Source organism: Arthrobacter sp. NPDC093125, from assembly GCF_044754225.1.
Lineage (GTDB): Bacteria > Actinomycetota > Actinomycetes > Actinomycetales > Micrococcaceae > Arthrobacter.
The window spans coordinates 455,587-467,900 of record NZ_JBIVOQ010000001.1 but is presented as its reverse complement, the minus strand read 5'-3'; the positions used below and the strand labels follow the sequence as shown (position 1 = coordinate 467,900).

11 protein-coding genes are annotated in these 12,314 nt (G+C 66.8%); 2 read left to right on the top strand and 9 right to left on the bottom strand.

The features are described from left to right. Window positions 1-36: 36 nt before the first annotated feature. Genes ACIP9X_RS02155 through ACIP9X_RS02130 form a run of 6 tightly spaced genes read right to left on the bottom strand, consistent with a single transcriptional unit; the run spans window position 37 to window position 6,465 of the window. Window positions 37-840: an HpcH/HpaI aldolase/citrate lyase family protein gene (locus ACIP9X_RS02155; RefSeq protein WP_400478069.1), complete on the bottom strand. Its 804-nt coding sequence runs from the start codon at window positions 838-840 to the stop codon at window positions 37-39. Continuing rightward, on the bottom strand, window positions 825-1,610 hold the full coding sequence (hpaH, locus tag ACIP9X_RS02150) for a 2-oxo-hept-4-ene-1,7-dioate hydratase (RefSeq protein WP_400478068.1): 786 nt from the start codon (window positions 1,608-1,610) through the stop codon (window positions 825-827). Before hpaH ends, ACIP9X_RS02155 begins: the two co-directional genes overlap by 16 nt. 3 nt (window positions 1,611-1,613) lie before the next feature. Then, window positions 1,614-2,690 carry a 3,4-dihydroxyphenylacetate 2,3-dioxygenase gene (hpaD, locus tag ACIP9X_RS02145; RefSeq protein ID WP_400478067.1) on the bottom strand — a complete coding sequence of 359 codons (1,077 nt, stop codon included), beginning with the start codon at window positions 2,688-2,690 and terminating at the stop codon, window positions 1,614-1,616. A gap of 41 nt (window positions 2,691-2,731) precedes the next feature. Continuing rightward, window positions 2,732-4,273 carry a 5-carboxymethyl-2-hydroxymuconate semialdehyde dehydrogenase gene (gene hpaE / locus ACIP9X_RS02140; protein WP_400478066.1) on the bottom strand — a complete coding sequence of 514 codons (1,542 nt, stop codon included), beginning with the start codon at window positions 4,271-4,273 and terminating at the stop codon, window positions 2,732-2,734. A 10-nt stretch (window positions 4,274-4,283) separates the two neighbouring features. Further along, the gene (locus ACIP9X_RS02135; protein ID WP_400478065.1) at window positions 4,284-4,994 is read right to left on the bottom strand and encodes a GntR family transcriptional regulator; all 711 of its coding nucleotides are present in this window, start codon (window positions 4,992-4,994) and stop codon (window positions 4,284-4,286) included. Then, a complete protein-coding gene (locus tag ACIP9X_RS02130) occupies window positions 4,987-6,465 on the bottom strand; it encodes a fumarylacetoacetate hydrolase family protein (protein WP_400478064.1) in 1,479 nt (492 codons plus the stop codon). Before ACIP9X_RS02130 ends, ACIP9X_RS02135 begins: the two co-directional genes overlap by 8 nt. Before the next feature lie 268 nt (window positions 6,466-6,733). Here ACIP9X_RS02130 and ACIP9X_RS02125 point away from each other — a divergent pair, with 268 nt between their 5' ends. Beyond that, entirely contained in the window at window positions 6,734-8,725 is a 1,992-nt protein-coding gene (locus ACIP9X_RS02125; RefSeq protein WP_400478063.1) for an FAD-binding monooxygenase, read from the top strand. A 4-nt stretch (window positions 8,726-8,729) separates the two neighbouring features. Then, window positions 8,730-10,097 (top strand): MFS transporter, encoded by a 1,368-nt coding sequence (locus tag ACIP9X_RS02120; RefSeq protein ID WP_400478062.1) that lies wholly within the window; start codon window positions 8,730-8,732, stop codon window positions 10,095-10,097. Window positions 10,098-10,106: 9 nt separating this feature from the next. Here ACIP9X_RS02120 and ACIP9X_RS02115 read toward each other — a convergent pair whose 3' ends face one another. The 3 genes from ACIP9X_RS02115 to ACIP9X_RS02105 form a co-directional block, all read right to left on the bottom strand. Then, complete coding sequence (locus ACIP9X_RS02115; RefSeq protein WP_400478061.1) at window positions 10,107-10,961, bottom strand: prephenate dehydratase; 855 nt, start codon at window positions 10,959-10,961, stop codon at window positions 10,107-10,109. 112 nt (window positions 10,962-11,073) lie between these two features. Then, a complete protein-coding gene (locus ACIP9X_RS02110) occupies window positions 11,074-11,793 on the bottom strand; it encodes a GntR family transcriptional regulator (RefSeq protein ID WP_400478060.1) in 720 nt (239 codons plus the stop codon). Window positions 11,794-11,797: 4 nt separating this feature from the next. Then, window positions 11,798-12,298 carry a PTS glucose transporter subunit IIA gene (locus ACIP9X_RS02105; protein WP_400478059.1) on the bottom strand — a complete coding sequence of 167 codons (501 nt, stop codon included), beginning with the start codon at window positions 12,296-12,298 and terminating at the stop codon, window positions 11,798-11,800. Window positions 12,299-12,314 lie beyond the last annotated feature (16 nt).

Genomic DNA, 12,314 nt, shown 5'->3' with positions numbered 1-12,314 from the left:
GCCGTGGAAGAGGTTCGGCGGGCCCAACCACCGGGGTCAGTAGCTGGCGCGGGTGTCGCCGTCGGCCGGCTGGACGTACTGTGCGGCGAGTGCCTCGGAGCCGCGCGCCAGGAGGGCGACGTCGGCGCCTACCAGGATGAAGGCGGCGCCCGCGTCGAGGTAGGCGCGGGCGGTGCCGGGGGCAAAGGCGTTGACGCCCGCCGGCTTGCCGGCCGCTTGGGCGGCGGCGAGGCAGTGCTCGACGGTGGCCCGCACCTCGGGGTGTTCCTGCTGTCCCAGCAGCCCCATGGAGGCGGCGAGGTCGGAGGGCCCCACGAAGATGGCGTCCACGCCGTCGACCTTCAGGATGTCCTCCACCGCCTCAACCGCGGCCGTCGATTCGATCTGGGCGGTGACGCTGACGGTCTCCGCTGCCCGTGCGAGGTAGTCCGGGACGCGGTTCCAGCGGGCGGCACGGGCCAGCGCGGAGCCGACGCCGCGCACGCCCTGGGGCGGGTATCGGGTGGCGGCCACGGCAGCTTCGGCCTCGGCCACGGAGTTGACCATGGGGATGAGCAGGTTCTGGACACCGAGGTCCAGGTATTGCTTGATCAGCACGGTGTCGTTCACCGGCGGCCGGACCAGGGTGTGGACCGGGTAGCCGTGGATGGCCTGGAGCTGGGCCAGGATGGACTCGAGCCCGTTGGGGCTGTGCTCGGCGTCCACCAGGAGCCAATCCAGGCCGGACCCGGCGCAGAGTTCGGCGACCAGCGGGCTGCCGGAGCAGACCCACATGCCCGCCAACGGACGGCCTGCGGCGGCCAGCGCGGACCGGAAGGTGTCCTCTACTCGAAGCGGCATGTCACAGCCCCTAAAGATCCGTAGTCTGCGTGGACGGTGTCGCCCTTGTAGACCCAGAGGGGGCGGGTGAAGGAGCCGGCGAGGATGATGTCGCCGGCCTTCATGCTGTCCCCGTGCGCGGCGATCTTGTTCGCCAGCCAGTGCACGCCGTTGGCGGGGTGGTCCAGGACGCCGGCGGCCACGCCGGTTTCTTCCACAGTCTGGTTCTTGTAGAGGATGGCGGATACCCAGCGGAGGTCGACGGCGTCCGGCTTCACCGGGCGGCCGCCCACCACCATGGCGCCCATGGCCGCGTTGTCGGAGATGGTGTCCACGATGGTCCGGCCCTCCATCTCGATCCTCGAATCGAGGATTTCCAGGGCCGGAACCACGTAGTCGGTGGCGTTCAGGACATCGAAAATGGTGCAGCCGGGGCCCTTGAGCCCGTCCTTCAGGACGAACGCCAGTTCCACCTCCACCCGGGGATGGGTGTACTTGTCCCATTCCACCGAGCAGCCGGTTTCCAGCACCATGTCATCGAAGATGGCACCGTAGTCCGGTTCGGTGATGCCGGTGGCGGCCTGCATGGCCTTGGACGTGAGGCCGATCTTGCGCCCCACCAGGGTCCGGCCGGCGTCCTCGTTGCGGCGCCGCCACAGCTGCTGCACCGCGTAGGAGTCTTCCACCGTCATGTCCGGGTAGCGGGCAGTCAGGCGGGGCACAGGGGTGCGGGTCCGGCCGGCTTCGACCAGTTCGTCCGCAATGGCCTCGATCGTCTTCGCGTCCAGCATCGTTTAGACCTGGGCTCCCAGCTTGAAGCCCTCCACCGCTGAGTCTTCCTTGCGGGTGTAGGAGAAGCCGTCCGCCCCGACAGTGACTGCCATTTCGGAGGCGTCGGTGCGTTCGATGACCGGCTGCGGGTTGCCGTCGAGGTCCAGGACCAGGGATGCTTCGGTGTACCAGGACGGAACCACGGGGTTGCCCCACCAGTCGCGGCGCTGGTTGTCGTGGACGTCCCAGGTGATGGTGGGGTTGTCCGGGTCGCCGGTGTAGTAGTCCTGGGTGTAGATCTCGATGCGGTGGCCGTCCGGGTCCAGGATGTAGAGGTAGAAGGCGTTGGACACGCCGTGCCGGCCGGGGCCGCGTTCGATCCGGTCGCTGATGCGCAGGGCGCCCATCTTGTCGCAGATCTGGATGATGTTGTGCTTCTCGTGCGTGGCGAAGGCGACGTGGTGCATGCGCGGGCCGTTGCCGCCGGTCAGGGCGGTGTCGTGCACGGTCTGCTTGCGGTGCATCCAGGCGGCGTAAGTGACGCCGTCGGAATCTTTGATGTCTTCGGAGACGCGGAAGCCGAGGTCCTCGAGGTACTTGCGGCCGCGGGGGACGTCCGGGGTGACCTGGTTGAAGTGGTCCAGGCGGACCAGCTCGCCGGCGGAGTAGAGGTCGTAGCGCTGGGTGAGGCGCTCCACGTGCTCGGTCTCGTAGAAGAACTCGTACGGGAAGCCCAGCGGGTCCTCGACGCGGACGGAGTCGCCGATGCCCTTGGTGAAGCCTTCCTTGCGGCGCTCCACCCGGCAGCCGAGTTCGCGGTAGTAGGCCTCGGCGGCGTCCACCTCGGCGGGGGACTTTACCCGGTAGGCGAAGGCGGCGACGGCGGCGATGGGTCCCTGGCGCAGGACCAGGTTGTGGTGGATGAACTCCTCCAGGGAGCGTAGGTAGATGGTGTTCTCATCTTCCTCGGTGACGTGCAGTCCCAGGACGTCGACGTAGAATTCGCGCGACTTGGCGAGGTCCGTGACCACGATTTCCATGTAGGCGCAGCGGACGATGTCCGGTGCCGGGACGGTGGGGGTGGGAACGAAGTTGGTCATGATGTTCTCTCTTCTTTGAGCAGGTATAGGGGGAGTAGTTGCTAGCCCTCGTTGGCAGCGGAGGCTTCGATGCTGCCGAACTTGGGCGTATGGACGGAGCCGAGCGTGATGTGCACGGCCTGCTGGTCCGTGTAGAAGTCGATGGAGCGGTAGCCGCCCTCGTGGCCCAGGCCGGAGGCCTTGACGCCGCCGAACGGGGTGCGCAGGTCGCGGACGTTGTGGCTGTTCAGCCAGACCATGCCGGCCTCGACGTTCTGGGAGAAGTTGTGCGCCCGGGTCAGGTTCTGGGTCCAGATGTAGGCCGCCAGGCCGTACCGGGTGTTGTTCGCCAGGGCGAGGGCCTCGTCGTCGTTCTCGAACGGCGTGATGGCGACGACGGGACCGAAGATCTCCTCCTGGAAGATCCGGGCGTCGGGGGAGACATCGGCGAAGACGGTGGGGGCGATGTAGTTGCCTTCCGGGAGGCCTTCCGGCCGTCCCCCGCCGGCGAGCAGCCGGCCTTCGGACTTGCCGATCTCCACGTAGGAGGCCACCTTCTCGTAGTGCTCCGGGTGGACCAGGGCGCCCACCTGCGTCTTGGGGTCGTGGGGGTCGCCGACCACGATGTTCTTGGCGCGGGCGGCGTACTTCTCGCAGAACTCGTCGTAGATGGCGCGTTCCACCAGGATGCGCGAGCCGGCGGTGCAGCGCTCGCCGTTGAGCGAGAAGACACCGAACAGGGCGGAGTCGATGGCGGCATCGAGGTCCGCATCAGCAAAGACGACACAGGGGGACTTGCCGCCGAGCTCCATGGACAGGCCCTTGAGGTTGGCTGCTGCGTTGCGGAAGATGGTCTGGCCAGTGGTGGTCTCGCCGGTGAAGGAGATCAGCGGGACGTCCGGGTGCTTGACCAGGGCGTCGCCGGCTTCCTCGCCCAGGCCGTTGACCAGGTTGAAGACGCCGTCCGGCAGGCCTGCCTCCTTGAAGATGGTGGCCCAGAGGGAGGCGGACAGCGGAGTGAACTCGGCGGGCTTGAGGACCACGGTGTTGCCGGTGGCCAGCGCCGGGGCCAGCTTCCAGGACTCGAGCATGAACGGGGTGTTCCACGGCGTGATCAGCCCGGCGACGCCGATCGGCTTGCGGTTCACGTAGTTGATCTGCGAGCCGGGGACCTTCATGGCGTCATCGAACTGGGCCACGATCAGGTCCGCGAAGAAGCGGAAGTTCTCCGCCGCGCGCAGCGCCTGGCCCTTGGCCTGGGTGATGGGCAGGCCGGTATCGAAGGTTTCCAGTTCTGCGAGCCGGGCTTCCTGGGCCTCGACGGCGTCGGCGATCCTGTTCAGGACGCGGGCGCGCTCGCGGGGCTTCATCTTCGGCCACGGGCCGTTGACGAATGCTTCGCGGGCGGCGGCGACGGCCAGGTCGATATCTTCCTTCTGGCCGGCCGCGGCAGTGGCGTAGTTCCGGTTGGACACCGGATCCAGGACGTCGAAGGTCTTGCCGCCCACCGAGTCAACGAACTTGCCGTTGATGTAGTGCTGGATATGGGTGGGCAGGTTCTCGGGAACATAGTGCTTGGCTGCTGTTTCTACAGGGGTCGTCATCGTTGAGGTCCTAACTGCGGTCTTTGGGGCTGGTTTGGGAGAGGTAAGCGTCCAGGGTGGCGGAGCGGTGGAGTCGTGCTGCTTTTTCGATGGTGTCGGCGTCAGCGCCGGTCTCGATGAGCCGGAGCAGCGCCTCGTGTTCGTCGACGGAGCGGTGGGCCCGGCCGGGGACAAAGCGGAACGTCGAGGACCGCAATGACGCCAGCCGGTTCCAGCCCCGGTGGACGAGGTCCAGGATGTGCGGGTTCGGGCAGTGCTCAAAGAGGACACTGTGGAAGTCCTGGTTGAGCTGGGTAAACCGGACGGGATCGAAGTGCTCCAGGCATTCCCGCATTTCCGCGTTCACGGCACGTGCCCGGGCAATGTCCGCTTCGCCGATCAGGGGTGCGGACAGCGCCGTGGCCGCGCCTTCCACGATGCTCAGCGTCTGCATGGTGTAGAGGTACTCGGTCGGATCGATCCCCGCAACCGTGGCTCCAACATTGCGCTCGAACTTCACCAGGCCTTCGGCTTCGAGACGGCGGATCGCTTCGCGGACCGGGACCACGCTGAAGCCGAGGTCCTTGGCGATGGCGGCCAGGACCAGGCGGTAGCCGGGGGTATAGGTGCCTTCCACGATCCGCGCCTTGACGGCCCGGTAGGCCTGCTCGGCCTTGCTGCCCGCGGCGCTGCCAGGAGTGCTGCCGGCGGCGCTGGCGGGTGCAGTGGCTGTTTCAGTCATCTTTGCCGGCCTCCCATTCCTTGTACTTGGCGCGCCATTCGCTGTTGAGCGGATAGAGCCCGTCCACGCTGTGGCCCTGCGCCACCATCTCGGCGATGAAGACCTCTTCGCGCTCCTGGACGACGGAGTCGTGGGCGACTTCCTCGGCCAGGGCCGGCGGGATCACGAGGATGCCGTCGGAGTCGGCCACGATGATGTCGCCGGGCTGCACGGTGGTGCCGCCGCAGGCGATGGTGATGTCGGTGTCCCACGGGATGTGGCGGCGGCCCAGCACGGCGGGGTGGGGATTGGAGTAGTACGTGGGCAGTTCCATGGCGGCCACGGCGGCGAAGTCGCGGACCCCGCCGTCGGTTATGATGGCGGCGGCGCCGCGGACCTCTGCGCGCAGGGCCAGGATGTCACCGATGGTGCCGGTGCCCTTTTCCCCGCGGGCTTCCATGACCAGGATCTCGCCCTCGTTGACGGAGTCGATGGCGCGCTTCTGCGCATTGAACCCGCCGCCGTGGGTTTTGAAGAGGTCCTCGCGGTTGGGCACGTAGCGCAGGGTGCGGGCCAGGCCGACCACCCGCTTTTCCGGGCGGGTGGAGGTGAGGCCGTCGATGCTGACGTTGTTCAGCCCGCGCTTGCGCAACTGGGAGGACAGCGTGGCGGTGCAGACGCTCTCGAGCTTGGCCTTCAGCTCCGGCGTGAGGACGGAGGCCCCTGCCTCGGAGGACACAGCAGGAAGCCCCGCGGCCTCCCGGGAACCGTACGCCTCTTCCCGCTGCAGGTCATCAACTTTGGGGCCGGCACCAAAGTCCGCGAACGCCGTCGTGCCTTCCTCCACCGTGGTGGTGAGGCGGCCGGTGCTCAGCCCGCCGTCCGCAGTGCTGACTTCCACCTCCAGCACGTCGCCTGGTTTGGCGACGGACGCGCCGGCGGGGGTGCCGGTCAGGATGATGTCCCCCTCTTCGAGGGTGAGCAGCTGGGACAGGTCGGCCACGAGCCGGGCAAACGGGAAGAGCAGGTCTTCGGTGGTGTCGTCCTGGACGAGTTCGCCATTGTGCCAGGTGCGGATGCGCAGGTTGGCGGGGTCGGCGGCGTCTGCCGGAATAAGTGCCGGCCCAACCGGGGTGAAGCCGTCGCCGCCCTTGGAGCGGAGGTTCGAGCCCTTGTCCGCGTAGCGGAGGTCGTAAACGCCGAGGTCGTTGCTCGCCGTGACGGCGGCGACGTGGCTCCAGGCGTCGTCGATCTCGACCCGCCGGGCGGCCTTGCCGATGACCAGCGCGATCTCGCCTTCGTAGCCGAGGAGTTCACAGCCGGCCGGTCGCTCGACGGCGCTGCCGGTCAGGGACAGGGATGACGACGGCTTGAGGAAGTAGGAGGGCTGGGCCGGAGTCCGGCCGCGCTGTGCTGCCCGGCTGGGGTAGTTGATGTGCACCGCGATCACCTTGCGCGCTGCTGCCAGGGTGTCGTCGTTGACCTGCTCCAAAGCGTTCTCCTCATCAGGTACGAAATCGTATACGAAACATCTTGGACTGCTTTTGGATGGGCGTCAACCCCTTGCAGCGGAACTTTCCGCCAGGCCTGCATGGCTGGGCGCATGAGGCCCGCGGCGAGAAAAAACCTACTTGTAGCGCAGGTCTTATGTGACGTACAGTACTAACCCATAGCCCGTATTTCTATAATCGAACCTTGTGTTCTGATATAGAACACACCACCTGGCAGCAGAGAGCCACACAGTGAAGTGAGGAAAGCCCGTGCAGTTCCACCATCACGGTTACGTATCCGGTGACCCGCGAGTCCAGCCGGCCGCCGGCGTCGGCATAGATCGGCCCGCCGAGCTCCCGGATGAGGTTGACGTACTCATCGTCGGTTCCGGACCCGCCGGCATGCTCGCCGCCGCGCAACTGTCCCAGTTCCCCGGCGTCAACACGCGCATCATCGAGCGCCGCCCCGGCAGGCTTGCCATTGGCCAGGCCGATGGCATCCAGGCCCGCAGCGTCGAGACTTTCCAGGCCTTCGGATTTGCCGAGCGGATCATCGCCGAGGCATACCGGATCACCGAAATGGCGTTCTGGAAGCCCAGTCCCGAGGACCCCTCGCGGATCTACCGCGCTGCCCGCGCCCTCGACGACGCCACGGGCATCAGCGAGTTCCCCCACCTCATCGTTAACCAGGCCCGCGTGCTGGACTACTTCGCCGAAGTGGCGGCTACGTCCCCCACCCGCCTGAAGCCGGACTATGGCTACGAGTTCCGCAGCCTCGAGGTCGCCGAGGAAGGCCAGTACCCCGTCACCGTCACCCTCGTCCACACCGCCGGGCCCAACGAGGGCCAGGAGCGCATTGTTAGAGCCAAGTACGTGGTCGGGTCCGACGGCGCCCGGAGCAAGGTGCGTGAGTCAATCGGCTGCACGCTGGCCGGCGACCAGGCCAACCATGCGTGGGGCGTCATGGACGTCCTGGCCGAGACGGACTTCCCCGACATTCGCACCAAGTGCGCCATCCAGTCGCACGACGGCGGGTCTATCCTGCTGATCCCCCGCGAGGGCGGCTACCTCTTCCGCATGTACGTGGACCTCGGCGTCGTCCCTGAGAATGACAAAGGTGCGGTCCGCAAGACCACCATCGAGCAGATCATTGCCAAGGCCAACGATATTCTCCACCCCTACACCCTCGACGTGCGCAACGTCGCCTGGCACAGCGTGTACGAGGTCGGCCACCGCCTCACGGACCGGTTCGACGACGTCCTGCCGCAGGACCGCGGCACACGCAGCCCGCGCGTGTTCATCACCGGCGACGCCTGCCACACGCACAGCGCCAAGGCCGGCCAGGGCATGAACGTTTCGATGCAGGACGGCTTCAACATCGCGTGGAAGCTCGGGCACGTGCTCGAGGGCCGGAGCCCGGAGTCCCTGCTGGACACCTACTCGGCGGAGCGCCAGGTCGTCGCGAAGAACCTCATCGACTTTGACAAGGAGTGGTCCACGCTCATGGCCAAGAAGCCCGAGGAGTTCGAGGACCCCACGGAGCTGGAGAACTTCTACGTGTCCACCGCCGAGTTCCCGGCCGGGTTCATGACGCAGTACACGCCCTCGATGCTCGTTGCTGAGCCCGCCCACCAGGACCTGGCCGCGGGCTTCCCCATCGGCAAGCGCTTCAAGTCCGCGCCCGTCCTGCGCGTTTCCGACACCAACCCGCTGCACCTCGGCCATCAGACCAAGGCGGACGGCCGCTGGCGCCTTTACGTCTTCGCCGATCCGGCGCAGGCAGGGGCGCCGTCGCCCACCACCGACCTGGCCGAATGGCTCGCGAACTCCCCGGATTCGCCGCTGGCGGCCACACCGGAAGGCGCCGACCGCAATGCCTGGTTCGATGTGAAGGTCATTTACCAGCAGGACCACACGGGCATCGACGTGGGCGCGGTCCCGGCCGCTTTCAAGCCTCAGGTTGGTCCGTTCCGGCTCACTGACTACGAGAACGTCTTCGGCACGGACCCGCAGGCGGACATCTTCGAACAGCGCGGCCTCGACCGCGGCGGCGTCGTTGTGGTGGTGCGCCCCGACCAGTACGTGGCGAATGTCCTGCCGCTGACCGCGACGGAGGAACTCGCCGCATTCTTTGCCCAGCTCCAGCCGGGCCGGCAGCCGGAAGTGGCCCGTACCCAGGCGGACCGTCCCGTGGCCAAGCACTCCGCTACGGCTGCTGGCGCGCAGACCGTCGCCCCCACCCTCGTCGGCAACGGAGCGTAAGTATATGGCATCGCCCAGAACTGCAGGCGCGCCAGTGGCCCGCCAGCGCATGAGCCAGGCCGACCGCCGTGTGGTCGCCGGAACCATGATCGGCACCACCATCGAGTGGTACGACTTCTTCATCTTCGCCCAGGCCGCCGGCGTCGTCTTTGCCAGCCTCTACTTCAAACCCCTGGACACCGACAGCCCCGGACTCGCGCAGCTGGTTTCGTGGGCAACCATCGGTGTGAGCTTCTTCTTCCGGCCCCTGGGCGCTGTGATCGCAGGACGCCTCGGTGACCGGGTGGGGCGGAAGGCCATGCTCGTCTTCACCCTGGTAATGATGGGGGCATCCACCGCCCTGATCGGGCTCCTCCCGACATACGCCCAGATCGGCGTCTGGGCTCCCATCCTGCTGATGGTCCTGCGCATTCTGCAGGGTTTCTCGGCGGGCGGGGAGTGGGGCGGCGCAGCGCTGATGGCAGTGGAGCACGCTCCACGCGACAAGCGGGGATTCTGGGGAGCCTACCCGCAGATCGGCGTGCCCGTCGGCATGATCATCGCCACCCTGGTGCTGTTCCTGCTCCGGCTCTCGATGTCCGAGGAGCAGTTCCTTGAATGGGGCTGGCGCGTTCCCTTCCTGCTGTCGGTCGTCCTGATTGTGGTGGGTTACTTCATCCGCGCCGCCGTGTCCGAGAGCCCCGTGTTCAAGGAGATGGTGGAGCGCAAGCGCGAATCGGCCACACCGCTGAAGCAGCTGCTCCGCACGAACAAGAAGCAGGTCCTGCTGGCAGCCGTGATCTTCATCGGCAACAACGCCGCCGGTTATCTCGTGATCGCGTTCCTGTCGTCCTACGCCCAAAAGACACTGAAGATGGACGCGTCCCCGGTGCTGCTGGCCACCCTCCTGGCCTCATTCGGCTGGCTCATCTTCACTCTCTTCGGGGGAGCCCTTTCGGACAGGATCGGCCGGGTGCGCACCTTCCAGCTTGGCTACGTCCTCATCTTCGCGTGGGTGATTCCCATGTTCCTGCTGGTCGACACCCGCAACATCTGGGCCTACGGCGTGGGCATTTTCGTCCTGACGGTCGGACTGGGGCTCTCCTACGGTCCCATGTCCGCCATGTACGCGGAGATGTTCCCGGCGAGCGTCCGCTACTCGGGGATCGGCATCGGATACGCCCTGGGTTCCATCCTCGGCGGGGCCTTCGCGCCGCTCATCGCTGAAGCGCTGCTGAAGGACACCGGCTGGTCGGTCTCCATCGGGATCTACATCATGGCCCTGTGCGTCATCTCCTTCATTGGCGTCAGCCTGGTGAAGGAAACGAAGGGGGTTCCGCTGGGCGCTGAGGATTCCGACGCCGTCGAGGCGGAGCGGGTTCCCTCCTCCTAAGCAGAAAGCTCAGCCGATGGCCTGGCCGGACCTGTACTCTGCGGCGGCGTACACGCCAAGGATCCGCACCTCGGTGGTGAAGAAGTCCAGCTCCTCGAGGGCGAGCTTCAGGGACAGGTCCTCGGGGTGGCCCTCGACGTCGGCCATGAACATGGTGGCGGCAAACTCGTTGCCCACCATGTAGCTTTCCAGCCGTGTCATGTTCACGCCGTTCGTCGCAAAGCCGCCCAGCGCCTTGTACAGGGCGGACGGGACGTTGCGGACACGGAACACAAAGCTGGTGACTGCCGGTCCGGGAAGTTCGTCCCGGGCCGGCAGTTCCTTTTCCCGGGCGAGGACCACGAACCGGGTGGTGTTGGACGGGTCGTCCTCAACGCGCGAGGCCAGCACCTCCAGGCCGTAGATCTGGGCGGCCAGCGGGGGAGCGAGGGAAAGCTTGCGGGGATCGTTCCACTCGCTTACCTCCCGGGCTGATCCGGCCGTATCGCCGGCGATGACGGGCCGCAGGCCTGCCTCGCGGATCAGGCGGCGGCACTGGCCCAGGGCGTGGATATGGCTGTGGACCTCGGTTGCGGCCTCGAGCGTGCTGCCCGGGATGCCCAGCAGGTCAAAGTGGATGGGCAGGAAGAACTCGCCCACGATCTGGAGCTTGGACTGGGGCAGCAGGACGTGGATGTCCGCTACCCGCCCGGCAATGGAGTTTTCGATGGGGATCATGGCCAGGTCGGCCTCACCGCTCGACACCAGTTCGAAGGCGTCCTCGAAGCTGGCGCACGGCACGCTTTCCAGCTCGGGGAACATTTGCTTACACGCGATATTGGAGTTGGCGCCCGGCTCACCCTGGTACGCAATCTTCTGGGCCATGATCCGTATGCTTTCACGCCGAGCCCCCGCCCGCCCAAGTAAGTAGCAGCAGATGTCGTTTTCAGGGCTGGGAGCGGCCTGTGCTGCTACTTAGTTGGGTGAGGGGTGCGGGTCAGCCGAGGGCCAGCCGCATCGAGACCTGGTACCGGTCGGAGCGGTACGTCGAGATGGAGTACTCGATGGGCGTGCCGGGGTCCTCCGGGCCGGTGAAGGAGCGGCGCCTGAAGAGGAGCACCGGCGTGCCGGGTTCGATTGCCAGCAGGGCGGCGGTTTCCTCCGAGGCGGCAGCGGCCTCGACGGTCTGTTCCGCATGCTCCACCGGGTGCCCTGAAGCGGAGAGGATCTTGTAAAGCGACCCGGTCAGATCCTCCGAGAGCAGGTCCGGAAGCGGCCCGGGCGGCAGCCAGGATTCGTCAACGCTGACAGGTGTCCCGTTTGCCAGCCGCAGCCGCCGCACCTGGTATGCCTCCTGTCCCGGAAGCAGCCCCAGGTGCTCGGCGGCCGGCGCGGGCGGCTCCGCCCGGGCTGCATTGATAACCCGGGTGCTGGGTTCGAAGCCCGCCGCCCGCATGTCCTCATTGAACGAGGCCAGGTGCAGGGTCGAACGCACCAGCCCGTGCGAGACAAAGGTCCCCTTGCCCTTGATCCGCACCAGCGCGCCATCCTGCACCAGGTCTGAAATCGCCCGGCGCACGGTAATCCGGGAAACCCCGAACTGCTCCTCCAGTTGGCGTTCCCCCAGCAGGGCGTCCCCGGGGCGCAGGGTGGTGGCCACCAGGTCCTGGAGCTGCTTGCGCACCCAGACGTGTTTCAGTTCCCCTGCTTTGTCCATGGGTCTATTGTCCGGGCAGATTAAACAGGTGCCCGCCGGCTTCCACGCGCGCTCCGCTTTCCGGCGTATCGACGGCGTCCGCTGCGGTGTCGAGGATCACCACCGGACTGCACATGCTGAGGTTTTTCGACCGGACCAGCGCGACGTCGACGCTGATCATGGGGTCTCCCGCGCGGACCTGGTCACCTTTCTGCGCCAGCACGCTGAAGCCTTCGCCCTTCAGGTTGACCGTGTCAATGCCGACGTGGACCAGCACAGCCGGACCGGAGGCATGCTGGACGATGTACGCGTGGGGCATCACCTTGATGACGCGTCCGTCCAGAGGAGCGACGGCGGTCAGCACGCCGGCGTCGTCATCCGGAACGACGGCGGCGCCTCCGCCCACCAGCCCCTTGGCGAACACGGGGTCCGGCACCTCGGCCAGCGGGATGAGGCGGCCGGGCAGGGGAGAAGCCACGCTGATGGGCGTGGCGGGGGCTGCTGCACTTAGATCAGGCGTGCTCACGTCGGCCCTGCTCACA

Coding starts and splice junctions, on each gene's coding strand:
- ACIP9X_RS02155 (WP_400478069.1), bottom strand. CDS start 840: ATGCCGCTTCGAGTAGAGGACACCTTCCGGTCCGCGCTGGCCGCCGCA.
- hpaH (WP_400478068.1), bottom strand. CDS start 1,610: ATGCTGGACGCGAAGACGATCGAGGCCATTGCGGACGAACTGGTCGAA.
- hpaD (WP_400478067.1), bottom strand. CDS start 2,690: ATGACCAACTTCGTTCCCACCCCCACCGTCCCGGCACCGGACATCGTC.
- hpaE (WP_400478066.1), bottom strand. CDS start 4,273: ATGACGACCCCTGTAGAAACAGCAGCCAAGCACTATGTTCCCGAGAAC.
- ACIP9X_RS02135 (WP_400478065.1), bottom strand. CDS start 4,994: ATGACTGAAACAGCCACTGCACCCGCCAGCGCCGCCGGCAGCACTCCT.
- ACIP9X_RS02120 (WP_400478062.1), top strand. CDS start 8,730: ATGGCATCGCCCAGAACTGCAGGCGCGCCAGTGGCCCGCCAGCGCATG.
- ACIP9X_RS02115 (WP_400478061.1), bottom strand. CDS start 10,961: ATGGCCCAGAAGATTGCGTACCAGGGTGAGCCGGGCGCCAACTCCAAT.
- ACIP9X_RS02110 (WP_400478060.1), bottom strand. CDS start 11,793: ATGGACAAAGCAGGGGAACTGAAACACGTCTGGGTGCGCAAGCAGCTC.